Source organism: Streptomyces tailanensis (assembly GCF_008386495.1).
GTDB lineage: Bacteria > Actinomycetota > Actinomycetes > Streptomycetales > Streptomycetaceae > Streptomyces > Streptomyces tailanensis.
The window spans coordinates 52,589-63,672 of record NZ_VTHJ01000053.1 but is presented as its reverse complement, the minus strand read 5'-3'; the positions used below and the strand labels follow the sequence as shown (position 1 = coordinate 63,672).

The 11,084-nt window shown below is 71.0% G+C and carries 13 protein-coding genes; 6 read left to right on the top strand and 7 right to left on the bottom strand.

The window, feature by feature from the left end; translation table 11 throughout:
* Nucleotides 1-74 precede the first annotated feature (74 nt).
* From F3T56_RS34130 to F3T56_RS34120, 3 genes are all read left to right on the top strand, one after another.
* Nucleotides 75-602, top strand: a complete 528-nt coding sequence (locus F3T56_RS34130) for a polyprenyl synthetase family protein (RefSeq protein ID WP_149829213.1) — start codon at nt 75-77, stop codon at nt 600-602.
* A 109-nt stretch (nt 603-711) separates the two neighbouring features.
* Entirely contained in the window at nt 712-1,803 is a 1,092-nt protein-coding gene (locus F3T56_RS34125) for a terpene synthase family protein (protein WP_149829212.1), read from the top strand.
* Nucleotides 1,804-1,807: 4 nt separating this feature from the next.
* Nucleotides 1,808-3,247, top strand: a complete 1,440-nt coding sequence (locus F3T56_RS34120; RefSeq protein WP_246204177.1) for a cytochrome P450 — start codon at nt 1,808-1,810, stop codon at nt 3,245-3,247.
* Between the two features lie 672 nt (nt 3,248-3,919).
* Here the strand turns inward: F3T56_RS34120 and F3T56_RS34110 are convergent.
* The 7 genes from F3T56_RS34110 to F3T56_RS34080 all read right to left on the bottom strand — a co-directional run bounded on the left by F3T56_RS34110 (nt 3,920) and on the right by F3T56_RS34080 (nt 8,199).
* Nucleotides 3,920-4,150, bottom strand: a complete 231-nt coding sequence (locus tag F3T56_RS34110) for a hypothetical protein (RefSeq protein WP_149829211.1) — start codon at nt 4,148-4,150, stop codon at nt 3,920-3,922.
* 49 nt (nt 4,151-4,199) lie between these two features.
* On the bottom strand, nt 4,200-4,487 hold the full coding sequence (locus tag F3T56_RS34105) for a hypothetical protein (protein ID WP_149829210.1): 288 nt from the start codon (nt 4,485-4,487) through the stop codon (nt 4,200-4,202).
* Between the two features lie 14 nt (nt 4,488-4,501).
* Nucleotides 4,502-4,741 (bottom strand): hypothetical protein, encoded by a 240-nt coding sequence (locus F3T56_RS34100; protein WP_149829209.1) that lies wholly within the window; start codon nt 4,739-4,741, stop codon nt 4,502-4,504.
* Nucleotides 4,742-4,868: 127 nt separating this feature from the next.
* A complete protein-coding gene (locus F3T56_RS34095) occupies nt 4,869-5,072 on the bottom strand; it encodes a cold-shock protein (protein WP_037751662.1) in 204 nt (67 codons plus the stop codon).
* A gap of 210 nt (nt 5,073-5,282) precedes the next feature.
* Nucleotides 5,283-5,723: a hypothetical protein gene (locus tag F3T56_RS34090; protein WP_149829208.1), complete on the bottom strand. Its 441-nt coding sequence runs from the start codon at nt 5,721-5,723 to the stop codon at nt 5,283-5,285.
* A gap of 160 nt (nt 5,724-5,883) precedes the next feature.
* Nucleotides 5,884-7,083, bottom strand: a complete 1,200-nt coding sequence (locus F3T56_RS34085) for an ROK family transcriptional regulator (protein WP_149829207.1) — start codon at nt 7,081-7,083, stop codon at nt 5,884-5,886.
* Nucleotides 7,084-7,296: 213 nt separating this feature from the next.
* The gene (locus F3T56_RS34080) at nt 7,297-8,199 is read right to left on the bottom strand and encodes a UbiA family prenyltransferase (RefSeq protein ID WP_246204176.1); all 903 of its coding nucleotides are present in this window, start codon (nt 8,197-8,199) and stop codon (nt 7,297-7,299) included.
* Nucleotides 8,200-8,302: 103 nt separating this feature from the next.
* Between F3T56_RS34080 and F3T56_RS34075 the strand changes: the two genes are divergently transcribed.
* The 3 genes from F3T56_RS34075 to F3T56_RS34065 all read left to right on the top strand — a co-directional run bounded on the left by F3T56_RS34075 (nt 8,303) and on the right by F3T56_RS34065 (nt 11,020).
* On the top strand, nt 8,303-9,370 hold the full coding sequence (locus tag F3T56_RS34075; protein WP_149829206.1) for a type III polyketide synthase: 1,068 nt from the start codon (nt 8,303-8,305) through the stop codon (nt 9,368-9,370).
* A gap of 61 nt (nt 9,371-9,431) precedes the next feature.
* Nucleotides 9,432-10,007 carry an isoprenylcysteine carboxyl methyltransferase family protein gene (locus tag F3T56_RS34070; RefSeq protein ID WP_149829205.1) on the top strand — a complete coding sequence of 192 codons (576 nt, stop codon included), beginning with the start codon at nt 9,432-9,434 and terminating at the stop codon, nt 10,005-10,007.
* Entirely contained in the window at nt 10,004-11,020 is a 1,017-nt protein-coding gene (locus F3T56_RS34065) for an NAD(P)/FAD-dependent oxidoreductase (RefSeq protein WP_149829204.1), read from the top strand. The genes F3T56_RS34070 and F3T56_RS34065 overlap by 4 nt, the downstream gene beginning before the upstream one ends.
* Nucleotides 11,021-11,084: the final 64 nt, after the last annotated feature.

The following is an 11,084-nucleotide window of genomic DNA, read 5'->3' as shown; positions in this document are numbered from 1 at the left end:
CGCGGCGGCCCCGGTGAAGGTCGGCCGGTTCGGGCGGAACGCGGCCGTCCTGCTCGGCGACCTCCCCCCCGGCCCTGTCCGACGAACTGCTGCACACGAGTCTTACGCCCGACCAACTGCGGGCGGCGCTCCCGGTGATCGACACGACGTGTACCGAGGTCTCGTCCGGCCAGTACCTCGACCTCCTCGGCCTCGGCAGGCCGAACAGCGATCTCGCCCAGGCCCCGGAGCTCATCCGTTTCAAGACCGCGAGGTACACCGTCGAGCGCCCGCAGCACCTCGGCGGCGCGCTGGCCGGCTGCGCCACCGCGGTCGCCGACGCCTGCACCGCCTACGCCCTCCCGATCGGGGAGGCCTTCCAGCCCCTGGACGACCTCCTGGGACCGGTCGGCGACCCCGCGGCGACCGGGCCGCCGGCCACCGACGACTTCCGGGAAGGCAAGTGCACGGTCCTGATGGCTCTTGCCGGCCGACGGCCCGACCCCGTGCAACTCCGGCTCCTTCATGCTCTGGTGGGCCGTCCCGACCTCACCGGGAGCAGGCCGACGCCGTACGGGTCGTACTGGCGGCCACGGGTGCCCGGCGCACGGTCGAGCGTATGATCGCCCGCCGCTGCCGCCGCGCGCTGTCCGTCCTCGACCGCGCCGCCTTCCCCCAGACCGCCACCGCGGCCTTGCGCCAACTCGCTGTCACGCTCTCCGCGAGGACGTCATGACCGAGATCTACCTGCCCGAACTGCCCAGGCTGCTCCCCGTGGCCTACCACCCCAAGGCCGCCCAGCTCGAGTTCCGGTCCAACGGCTGGGTGCGCCGCCTGCTCGGCGGCTGCTTCATGCGCGAGGAGGATCTGTTCTACTTCCTCCGCCAGCGCAACGGCATGTACGGGCCCCTGACCGTGCCGGACGCCGATGAGCGGCGGGCGCTCGACGTCACCGACTGGTATCAGTACGTCACTGTCATAGACAGCGCCGTCTCGGACGGCTCGGCGCTGGGAGCCGACGAGTCCGACGCCCGTGAGGTATTCGCCGGCATCATGAACGACTTCCACGGCGGCCCGGGCGGCAGCGAGCAATTCCCGTACGCCCGCGCGGGCAAGGAGCTCTGGCGACGCATCAGTTCGGGGCTTTCCTCCGCGCAGATCCGGCGGTTCGCGGATGCTCTGGAGGTGTTTCTGCGAGGGTGCGCAACCGAGATCGGTTTCAAGCTGAAGGACCGCGTGCCGGACTACGAGACCTGTATGGCCGTGCGCATGAACAGCTTCGGCTGCGACTTCATCCGTCTGATGACCGAGTACGCGGCCGAGGTCGACATGACCGCCCACGACTCGCTGCTCACGGACGTCCACACACACGGAATGCGGCAGATGATCATCGTCAATGATCTGCTGTCGTGGCGCAAGGAGCATGCCCAGGGGGACAAGATGACGCTGGTCCGTGTGCTCATCGAGCGTCGGGGGCTCGGTCTGCAGCAGTCGGTCGACCAGCTCTGCCGGCTCGTGGAGCACCATGAGAAGGCCTATCTCGCGGCACGGGACCGACTGCTGGACGGGCCGCACGGCTCGCACCCGGACCTCCGCCACTATCTGCGCGGGCTTGACCATGTCATCGGTGGCAGCCAGGAATTCGAGTACCTCACGCCCCGCTACTTCGGCGACGGCTATGTATGGGACGGCTCGACGTCTGGCTGGATCAGCCTCACCGCTCCCGTCACCCGATTCCGGCCACACTCCGGCCATGACCCCGATGCCGACGCCTCGCTCACAGTCGGCGCGGGCCGGCCCGCGCCTTCCATGACGAGGAGCTGAAGCAGTGGCAGCGATCCGACGAGCGTGGCTGGGGTCCCGACCGCCGGCCCGGGGCACCACCCCGCCGACGGCGGTCGCCATCGCGCCCGGCCGGCTCCCCGTTCTCGGCCACGCGATACCCCTCTTGCGCCGACCGCTGCAATTCCTCACCTCCCTGCCGGCCCACGGCGACCTGGTCGAGGTGCGGCTCGGCCCGCTGCGGGCCTACCTGGTCTGTCGGCCCGAACTCGTCCAGCAGGTCCTGCTGAACCCGCGTACGTTCGACAAGGGCGGCCCGCTGTTCGACGCGGCCCGGCTGCTGGTGGGCAACGGCCTGGTCACCTCGGGCTGGGCGGAGCACCGGATCCAGCGCCGGCTCGTACAACCCGCCTTCCACCCCGGCCGGATGGCGTCGTACGCCCGTGTGATGTGCGAAGAGATCGACGCCGTGCTCTCGGCATGGGAGCCGGACCGCGCCGTCGACCTCAATGCCACGCTGCATGCCCTCACGATCCGCGTCACCATGCGCACGCTGCTGTCGACGACGATGGACAGCCGGGCCGTCGCCGAGGTACAGCGCTGTCTGCCCGTCATCTTCAAAGGCGTCTACCGGCGCATGATCGCGCCGATCGGGCCGCTGCACAGGATCCCCACCCCGGAGAACAGGCGGTTCGACCGGGCACGCGCGAGGCTGTGCACGGTCATCGACGAGACCGTCCGGGCCCGGCGGAGTGCCGGGTCTGAGAACGAGGACGTGCTTTCGATCCTGATCGATGCTCAGGACGAGAAGAGCAGCAAGCGCTTCACCGACGACGAGATCCGCGACCAGGTCATGACGATGCTGATCGGAGGGACCGAGACGACCGCGAGCGCCCTGGGCTGGGCCTTCCACCTCCTGGGCCGGAACCCGGAGGCGGAACGGGAACTGCAGGACGAGGTCGACCGCGCCCTGGGCGGACGGCCGCTGCCCGCTTTCTCCGATCTGCCCGAGCTCGACTACACGCGGCGCGCCGTCACCGAAGCCCTGCGCCTGTATCCGCCCGCCTGGATCCTCACCCGGACGACCACCGCCGAGACCGAACTGGCGGGGCAACCGCTGCCCCCCGGCACGATCATCCTGTTCAGCCCATACGTCCTCGGCCGCGACCCCGGTGTCTTCCACGACCCGGGTCGCTTCGACCCCGACCGCTGGCTTCCCGAGCGTGTGTCGCCGGCGCAGCGCGGCGCTACGTTGCCCTTCAGCGCGGGCAGCCGCAAATGCATCGGTGACGCCTTCGGTATGGCCGAAGCGACGCTCGCACTGGCCGCCGTCAGCGCGCGCTGGCAGCTGCGGCCCGTACCCGGCGCGACGATCCGGCCGAAGCCGAAAGCGGCCCTGAGCCCCGGCCCGCTCCTCATGCTCCCCCAGCGACGGCACCGCCCGGTGCGGTCGCAGGTGAGCAGCCTGCGGGCCGGGGATCAGTAGCGGTCGGAATCGGAGACACACCACAACCTTGCCGGGGCCACCCGGGTGAATGTTCCACCGACGGATCCTGCTGAGAGACCTCTCGGCCAGGTGGATCCGCTGTGGCCGACGCGCGCCGCGGCAGCGGGGCGGACTTCAAGACCGTGTATCGCACGCTGCACCCCACGCTGCTGGGCTACCTGCACGCGCTTGCGCAGCTCAGGCGGGTAGGAGGAGGGGGGTGCCATGACTCGGCTCCACCCAACTCGGGGCACTCCCGAGTCTCCATTCGAACCGGGGCCGTTCAGGACACGCTGCCCGCCACGGCTCATCGGGCGGCACGCAAAGCCGGTACGCGGCGCGCGGTATCAGCAGGCCCACGCCGGCACCCCACAGGACCGCCGCCGCAGTGATCCAGAACGTCTCCACCAGACGGAGCCTATGCTCAACCCGTCCGGGTACACCCAGATGCCACCATTCTCTCCCCCCGGCTCACCAACGCGGCGTGGCATGAGGCGATCCCGGTTCGGGATCAGGGTTTCCAGGTGCGCAGGAAGGAGGCGACGCCGCGCGCCTGGGGAGCACTGCAGCCGCTCGGGTGTCAGCCAGTCTTAATGGGTCACGCGGAGCGGGCGAGCAGGCCGACCGCCGTCTGGGTGTCGAGCGGTTGGTGCTCGACACCGAGCCGCTACGTCATGCACCGGCGCCATGCACATTCCGCAGCAGTGCGGCGGTCATCGCCAGGAGTGCCTCCGCCTCGGTCCGGTCGTAGTTGAAGTCCTTGGTGACCGCATCGTTGTGCAGGGCGCCGCACGCCTGGCCGTACAGGGCGTCCTGGATCCGCCACCACCGCTCGGTCTGGTTGCACTGGTTGCCGAGCTTCTTCGCCCGGGCTTGTCCCAGTCCACGTTCTCCTGGATCCACTCCAGCGCCCGCCTGACTTCCAGGATCGACGCCCGGATCTCCCCGGCGGTCAGCAGGCGCTGCGCGTCCCGCAGAGTCTGGCCGACCTCGGCCCACTGCGGATCGCCGAGCGGATACGGCACGGCCATCTCGAACGCCGCGGACGGCCCCAGCTGGGCAATCTGCTCTTCCCACCGCCTTTCGCGATGCTGATCCGCGCCGTGTCCTGGGCACACCCCGGATACCCGGCCGCCTGCGACAGGGTCGCGTTCAGATCGATCTCGAACCGCACGTCGCCGGCACGGGCCTCCTCGACCGCGTAGACCTGCAGCGACGTCAGCGGGAACGACGGACTCACCCGGTGGACCATCACTACCGGGGGTAGGCCAGGTTCACGGTGGCCCGGCCGAGCCGGGAGCGCTGCCCCGGCACCGTGCCGAAGCCGAACAGATCCGCCTCCAGGGCGAGGATCTTTCCTGCCTCGGCGAACGGCGACACCCCGATGGCGAGCTGAACGCACAGCTCGTGACCGCCCAACGCGCGCCGCAGCCACGTCTGATCGCTGCTGACCTCCACGGTGAACCGGATGTCGTCGAAGCGGAGTTCCTGCATAGCTACCCCAAGGGCGTGTCGATCACCCGATTCTGCCGGGCAGGACGCGAAGGCTCCGCTGCAGGCTGCCGGCACGGCACCCGGGCGGGAGCGCCACCTCGGGCACCGTGTCGGCCTTGGTGCAAGGTCAGGCGGGAGTGATGTTCTCCGCCTGCGGGCCCTTCTGGCCTTGGGTGATGTCGAAGGTCACAGCCTGGCCTTCCTGGAGCTCGCGGAAGCCGCTGGCGTTGATGTTGGAGTAGTGCGCGAAGACGTCGGGGCCGCCGCCGTCCTGCGCGATGAAACCGAAGCCCTTCTCGGCGTTGAACCACTTGACGGTTCCACTGGCCATGCCGATGCCTTTCATCTGATGACGGGTCCGCACCGCGCGTACCCGGAGGTAGTCGTCCTGGTCCTCGGGCACTGCACAGCAAAATGCCCGCACCTCGGCGCGGGCAGGAACTGCGAACCACGACAGCTGCGGATGACGCTACAGGGCGGATGCGCCGGCCACCAGTGAGTAAGCCCCGTCAGACAGACTGGTGTTCAGCCGCCCACGGCGCTACTCGGCAGCTGGAGACCCGCTGTGGCGCTCCCGGAGGTCACCGGCGTGCGGCCCCCGCGCGCGGGTCGCAGTCGGGCCCTGGTCGACGGGGACCTGGCTGCGGCCTTTGGTCGCCCAGGCCTGGCGCGGTGTCCACTGGGGCGGGACGTGGTGCTCGGGCAGGTCGGTGATGCGACTGGCGCAGGCCGCGCATTGGCGGCGGGTGACCCGCTCGTTGACCAGCCAGGCGGCCGGGTCCCCCGGTTCGTAGGCGTCGACCAGGCACAGGCCGGCCTGCTGGTCCCGGCTCGCTGGTCGGTCACGGTCGGGGGCGTAGTGGTCGGAGACCACGCAGCCGGTGCCGAAGACGCGTCCGGCTACGCGCTCCAGGCGCTGCACGTCCGGCCGGCTCGGCTCGGCGAGCAAGGCTCTGCCGGTGCGGTGGGGGGACAACCTCATGGCTGGCGACCTCCGTGTCATGGAAGGGCGTGCGGGGACAGGGGCGTTGGGGATGTCAGGTCCGGTTGCGGACGTGCGGGATCGCGCCACACGAGACAGTCATGGCGAGTTCATGACAAACCAGCCTCCCTCGGCGTGATGCGGCTCCGCGGCGTCATCCCTACTCCTTGTGATCCTTGGGTTCCTTGGGCGGGTCTGATGCGATGAAGGACTGGATGGCGGTGGCCGCCGCCCCGCGTGCCCATTCCTCGAAGGGCAGCGGATGCGTCCTGACGTCGCATCGGGCGGCAGCGCCGAAGGCGGAGGCGGCGAAGGCGTCTCTGATCTGCTCGGCGAACAGGTCGTAGGCGGCGAGTCCTTCGCCGGAGATGATCACTCGCTCGGGTCCGAGCAGATTGACCACGGACCCGATGGCCCGTCCGATGGCCCAGCCCGCACGCGCGTACACCTTCCGGGCTCCGGGATCGCCTCGGTGCGCGAGTTCCAGGGCCTCGGCCGCGTCCGCCACGTCGACGCCGGTCCCCGCCCGTACGTCGCGCACGATCGCCGACTCGGAGGCGATGGCCTCCACACAGCCCCGGTTGCCGCAGTGGCACCGCGGGCCCGCCGGGTCGAGGGAGAGATGCCCGATCTCACCGGCCACACCGTGCGCGCCGGCGACGACCCGGCCGCGCACGACGAGACCACATCCGATGCCGGCGCCCACCGTCACCAACGCGAAGTCGGACAGGCCCGCACCCGCGCCGAACCACTGCTCGGCGACGGTGAGCGCGCGGACGTCGTTGTCGACGGTGACCGGCAGGCCGACGGTCATGGCGGCGAGGTCCGCGAGCGGGACGTCCCGCCACTCCAGGAACGGGGAGTACCGCACCAGACCCTCGGCGCGGTCCACATCGCCGGAGACGGCGATCCCCACGCCCTTGACCGCCGCTCCGAACCCTTCGGCCTCGGTGAGCAGTTCGAGGACCAGGTCGCTCAGGGTGGCGAGTACGCCCGCGGGTCGCCGGTCGGCCAGCGGGGTGCGCCGGGCGATCCTGATCCGGCAGCGAAGATCGGTCAGTACGGCGATGATCTCGTCGCCGGTCACCTTGACCCCGAGGAACAGCGCGCGACCGCCGTCGACCCGCACGAGGTTGGCGGGGCGGCCGAGCCCCGGCCGGGACCTCCCGTCGACGTCTTCCACCAGGTATCCCGTCTCGATCAAAGGCCGGACGGCCTTGGTCACCGCCGCAGGAGACAGCGCGGCCCGCTGTGCGATCTCCGCCCGGGCGAGTGGGCCATGGGAGAGCACGATGGTGAAGATCTGGGCGGCGGCCGGCGTATGGGCCGGGAACGCCTCTGAGGACGGGGTCGAGCGCATGGCCGGGAACGTACGGGCACTTCTTTTCCGCTGTCAATAAAAGAAGCACGATCCTGTGAAGCACCTGGCCATTTACCGGACGTGTCGGTGGACTCCGCCTGACCATGTGCTCTGCCCGTTGAAGGCCCCGGTCGCCAAGGTGATCGGGCTCGCCCGGGAGAGACGCCGACCGTAGTCCCGCCCGCGGCGGTCGCCGCACCCCGGTCGCAGCGGTCAGGTGAGGGCTTCGCCTCGCCACACCAGCATCGCCACGTCGGTCATCGCCACGACGATCGCAGCGATGAACGGCACCCGGACGCGGCGGCGCCCCACGGCCGCGCTGCTCACAGCCGTCCCTACGGCCACCGCCAGCGCCACCAGGCCGACGGCACCGAAGGGCCCGGGCGGGCCGAGGACGATCACCGCGGACGCGACGACCAGCGGGACCGGCATCAACAGCCGCACCCTGGCCGGGCCGAGCCGCTGCGGCCAGCCGCGCACACCCCTCGCCAGATCGGAGCCGATGTCCGGAAGCACATTGCCCAGATGCGCCCCGACACCGAGCAGCGCCCCGGCAAGGACGAGCCACCAGGCCGGTCGCGGGCTGCCCGGCAGTCCCAGCACCACGAAAGCGGGCAGTGCGGCGAAGCCGACCGCATACGGCAGCCAGGACAGCCTCGTCGCCTTCACTCCCAGGTTGTACGCCCACGCGGCGCCGATGCCGACGAGATGGACGCCTCCGGCGAGCACACCACAGACCAGCGACAGCGGCACGCTGAGCGCCAGTGCCACGAGACTCGCCGCCCCTACGGTCGAGGCGCGGACCGCGCCGGACACCACCGGTTTGCCGTACCGGCCGGCCTCGCGGTCGCGCCGGGCGTCGACGGCGTCGTTGCACCATCCCACCGACAGTTGGCCCGTCAGTACCGCCGCGGCGACCTGCAGACACCTGTGGCCGTCGTGGCCGGCCGACGCCGCCAGCGCCGTCATCAACGAAGTCACGGCTGCGGTGGGACCGGGGTGACAGGCCATCAGGAGACCGAGCAGGAGCCGCAGGTGACGTACACCGCCGTCCGCGGCAGTGGCCGCCGTGTCGGCGTCCCGTGTCCTGGTGGTGGCCTGATCCGTGGCGTTCACGCGGCGATCGTAGGCGCAGGCGGGCGATCATCTGGTACGACCACGCGGCACGAGGGCACACATGGGTCACGTTGCTCGCCCCGGGCACCGACATGGAGCTCTGATGACTCGAATCGCCGCTGTACACGGAGTTCTGGCACCGTACCGGCACACCCAGCACGAGATCACCGACATGGTTGCCCGTCTCTGTCTGCCCGCCGGCGCCGACCGGCGGGTTCTGGACCGGCTGCACCGCGGCGCGGGGGTGCGCTCACGCCATACAGCACTGCCACTCGACCGGTATGGCCAACTGGACGGCTTCGGCGCGGTCAACGACGCCTTCATCGCCGGTGCCGTGGACCTCGGTGCCGAGGCGGTCGCGGGGGCACTGAGCGAGGCGGGTCTGTCCCCACGGGACGTGGACTTGTTGCTGTTCACCTCCGTGACGGGTATTGCCGCCCCGTCCGTGGACGCCCGGCTCGTCGGGCGGCTCGGGTTGCGGCCGGACGTCAGACGGCTGCCTCTGTTCGGGCTGGGGTGTGTCGCCGGCGCGGCGGGCATCGCCCGTGTGCACGACCATCTGCGGGGGTGGCCGGAGCACGTCGCCGTACTGCTCTCCGTCGAACTGTGCTCCCTGACTTTCCAGCGCGCCGACACATCACCGGCCAACCTGATCGCGACCGCGCTCTTCGGCGACGGAGCCGCCGCTGTAGTCGCCTGCGGTGCGCGAAGGGCGACGGCAGCAGCGGCATCCGGGCCGACGGTGGTGGCGAGCCGCAGCCATCTCTATCCGGACACCGAGCACTTGCTGGGCTGGGACATCACCTGTTCCGGCTTCCGCGTAGTCCTCGATCCGGCCGTCCCGGACGTGGTGCGCAAGAACCTCGCCCGTGACGTCGACAGGTTCCTTTCCGACCACGGCCTCACCCGGCGGGATGTGACGGCGTGGGTGAGCCATGCGGGTGGCCCGAAGGTCCTCGACGCGGTCATGGAGGCGCTCGACCTGCCGGACGGTGCTCTCGACGTCAGCCGGCGCTCGCTCGCGCGGGTCGGAAATCTGTCCTCGGCCTCCGTGCTGCACATCCTGCGCGACACCCTGGCCTCGGAGCGCAGACCGCTCCCGGGAGCCATCGGGCTGATGCTCGCCATGGGGCCCGGTTTCTGCACTGAACTGGTCCTGCTGCGCTGGTAGCAAGAAGCCGGGGAGGACGACGGGCGAGACCGGGGAGGAAGACGAGGAAGAACGGAGAAACGTGATCTGGTACGTCTGGCTGGTGATGGCGATCGGCGCGGAGCGCGTCGCCGAACTCGTGGTCGCCCGTCGTCACGCACGCTGGAGTCTGGCCCGCGGCGCCGTGGAGTTCGGCCGACGGCACTACCCCGTGATGGTGGTACTCCACGCGGGACTTCTCGTCGGCTGTCTGGTCGAGGTGTGGGCGATGCGGCGGCCGTTCTTGCCCTGGCTCGGCTGGACCATGCTGGCCGTGGTCGTCGCGGCCCAGGCGCTGCGGTGGTGGTGCGTGGGCACTCTGGGGCCGCGTTGGAACACCCGCGTGCTCGTGGTGCCCGGCCTCGCCCTGGTGTCCGGCGGGCCGTACCGGTGGCTGCGCCACCCTAACTACGTGGCGGTGGTGGCCGAGGGCATCGCTCTGCCGCTGGTCCACGGGGCCTGGCTGACGACTGCGCTCTTCACGCTGTTCAACGCCGCGCTGCTCGCCGTACGGGTGCGCTGTGAGGATACGGCGCTGGCCTGGGCGGTGCCCACGGCGCCGTCCCCCGTGCCGGCCCACGGTACGGCCGCGACCGGCGCCGGGGCCGGGCCCCGGTGATCGACCTGCTCGTGGTGGGCGGCGGGCCGGCCGGGCTGGCAACGGCGATCCACGCCACGCTGAGCGGGATGGAAACCGTCGTGATCGAACCGCGCCCGAGCCCGGTGGACAAGGCGTGTGGCGAGGGCGTGATGCCGGGTGGCGTTCGGGCCCTGAGCGCGCTCGGCGTCGACCCGGCCGGCCACGAGTTGCGCGGCATCCGGTATGTGGACGACGTCCACCGCGCGCAGGCCGCCTTCCGTGACGGCACCGGCCTGGGCGTACGCCGTACCGTGCTGAGCGCCGCGCTGGCCCGGCGGGCCGGCGAGATCGGGGTGCGGATCCTGCCGGGGAAGGTGGACGAGGTACGGCAGGGCCCGGACGCGGTGACCGCCGCGGGGCTCCGGGCCCGGTGGCTCGTCGCGGCGGACGGCCTGCACTCTCCCGTCCGCCGCGGACTGGGCCTGGACCTGCCCCACCGCGGGCCCCGGCGCTACGGCCTGCGGCAGCACTACCGCCTGGCTCCGTGGTCGCACTTCGTCGAAGTGCACTGGTCCCGGGACGGCGAGGCGTATGTGACACCGGTCTCCGACGACCTGGTCGGGGTGGCCGTACTGAGCACCGCGAGACGCCCCTACGACACATACCTGGACCGGTTCCCGGAGCTGGCCCGCCGGCTCCGGCACGGGACGATCGTGAACGGCGTACGCGGCGCCGGACCGCTGCGCCAGCGGGTGCGCACCAGAGTGGCCGGCCGGGTCCTGCTCGTCGGCGACGCGGCCGGCTACGTCGACGCGCTCACCGGTGAGGGCATCGCCCTGGCCGTGGCGTCGGCCGAGGCGGCGGTCCGCTGCCTGCGGGCGGGGCGACCGCAGGCCTACGAGAGGGCCTGGCGGCGGCTCTCCTTTCGGCACCGGTTGCTGACCGAGGCGCTGGTCCGGGTCAGCTGCCGACGGGAGGCCTCCCGTCTGATCGTGCCGGCGGCCTGCCGTATGCCGCAGGTGTTCGCCGCGGCCGTGCACGCGCTCCAGTGACCGGCGATCACCGCCCAGACGTGTCTCGGTCGCGGGACGCGGTCCGGCGGACTCGGTGACACGC

What these genes read in the sequence shown, in the direction of transcription:
- F3T56_RS34095 (WP_037751662.1), bottom strand. Translation starts at nt 5,072, where the DNA reads ATGGCCAGTGGAACCGTCAAGTGGTTCAACGCCGAGAAGGGCTTCGGT.
- F3T56_RS34125 (WP_149829212.1), top strand. Translation starts at nt 712, where the DNA reads ATGACCGAGATCTACCTGCCCGAACTGCCCAGGCTGCTCCCCGTGGCC.
- F3T56_RS34075 (WP_149829206.1), top strand. Translation starts at nt 8,303, where the DNA reads ATGACTCGAATCGCCGCTGTACACGGAGTTCTGGCACCGTACCGGCAC.
- F3T56_RS34090 (WP_149829208.1), bottom strand. Translation starts at nt 5,723, where the DNA reads ATGAGGTTGTCCCCCCACCGCACCGGCAGAGCCTTGCTCGCCGAGCCG.
- F3T56_RS34085 (WP_149829207.1), bottom strand. Translation starts at nt 7,083, where the DNA reads ATGCGCTCGACCCCGTCCTCAGAGGCGTTCCCGGCCCATACGCCGGCC.
- F3T56_RS34100 (WP_149829209.1), bottom strand. Translation starts at nt 4,741, where the DNA reads ATGCAGGAACTCCGCTTCGACGACATCCGGTTCACCGTGGAGGTCAGC.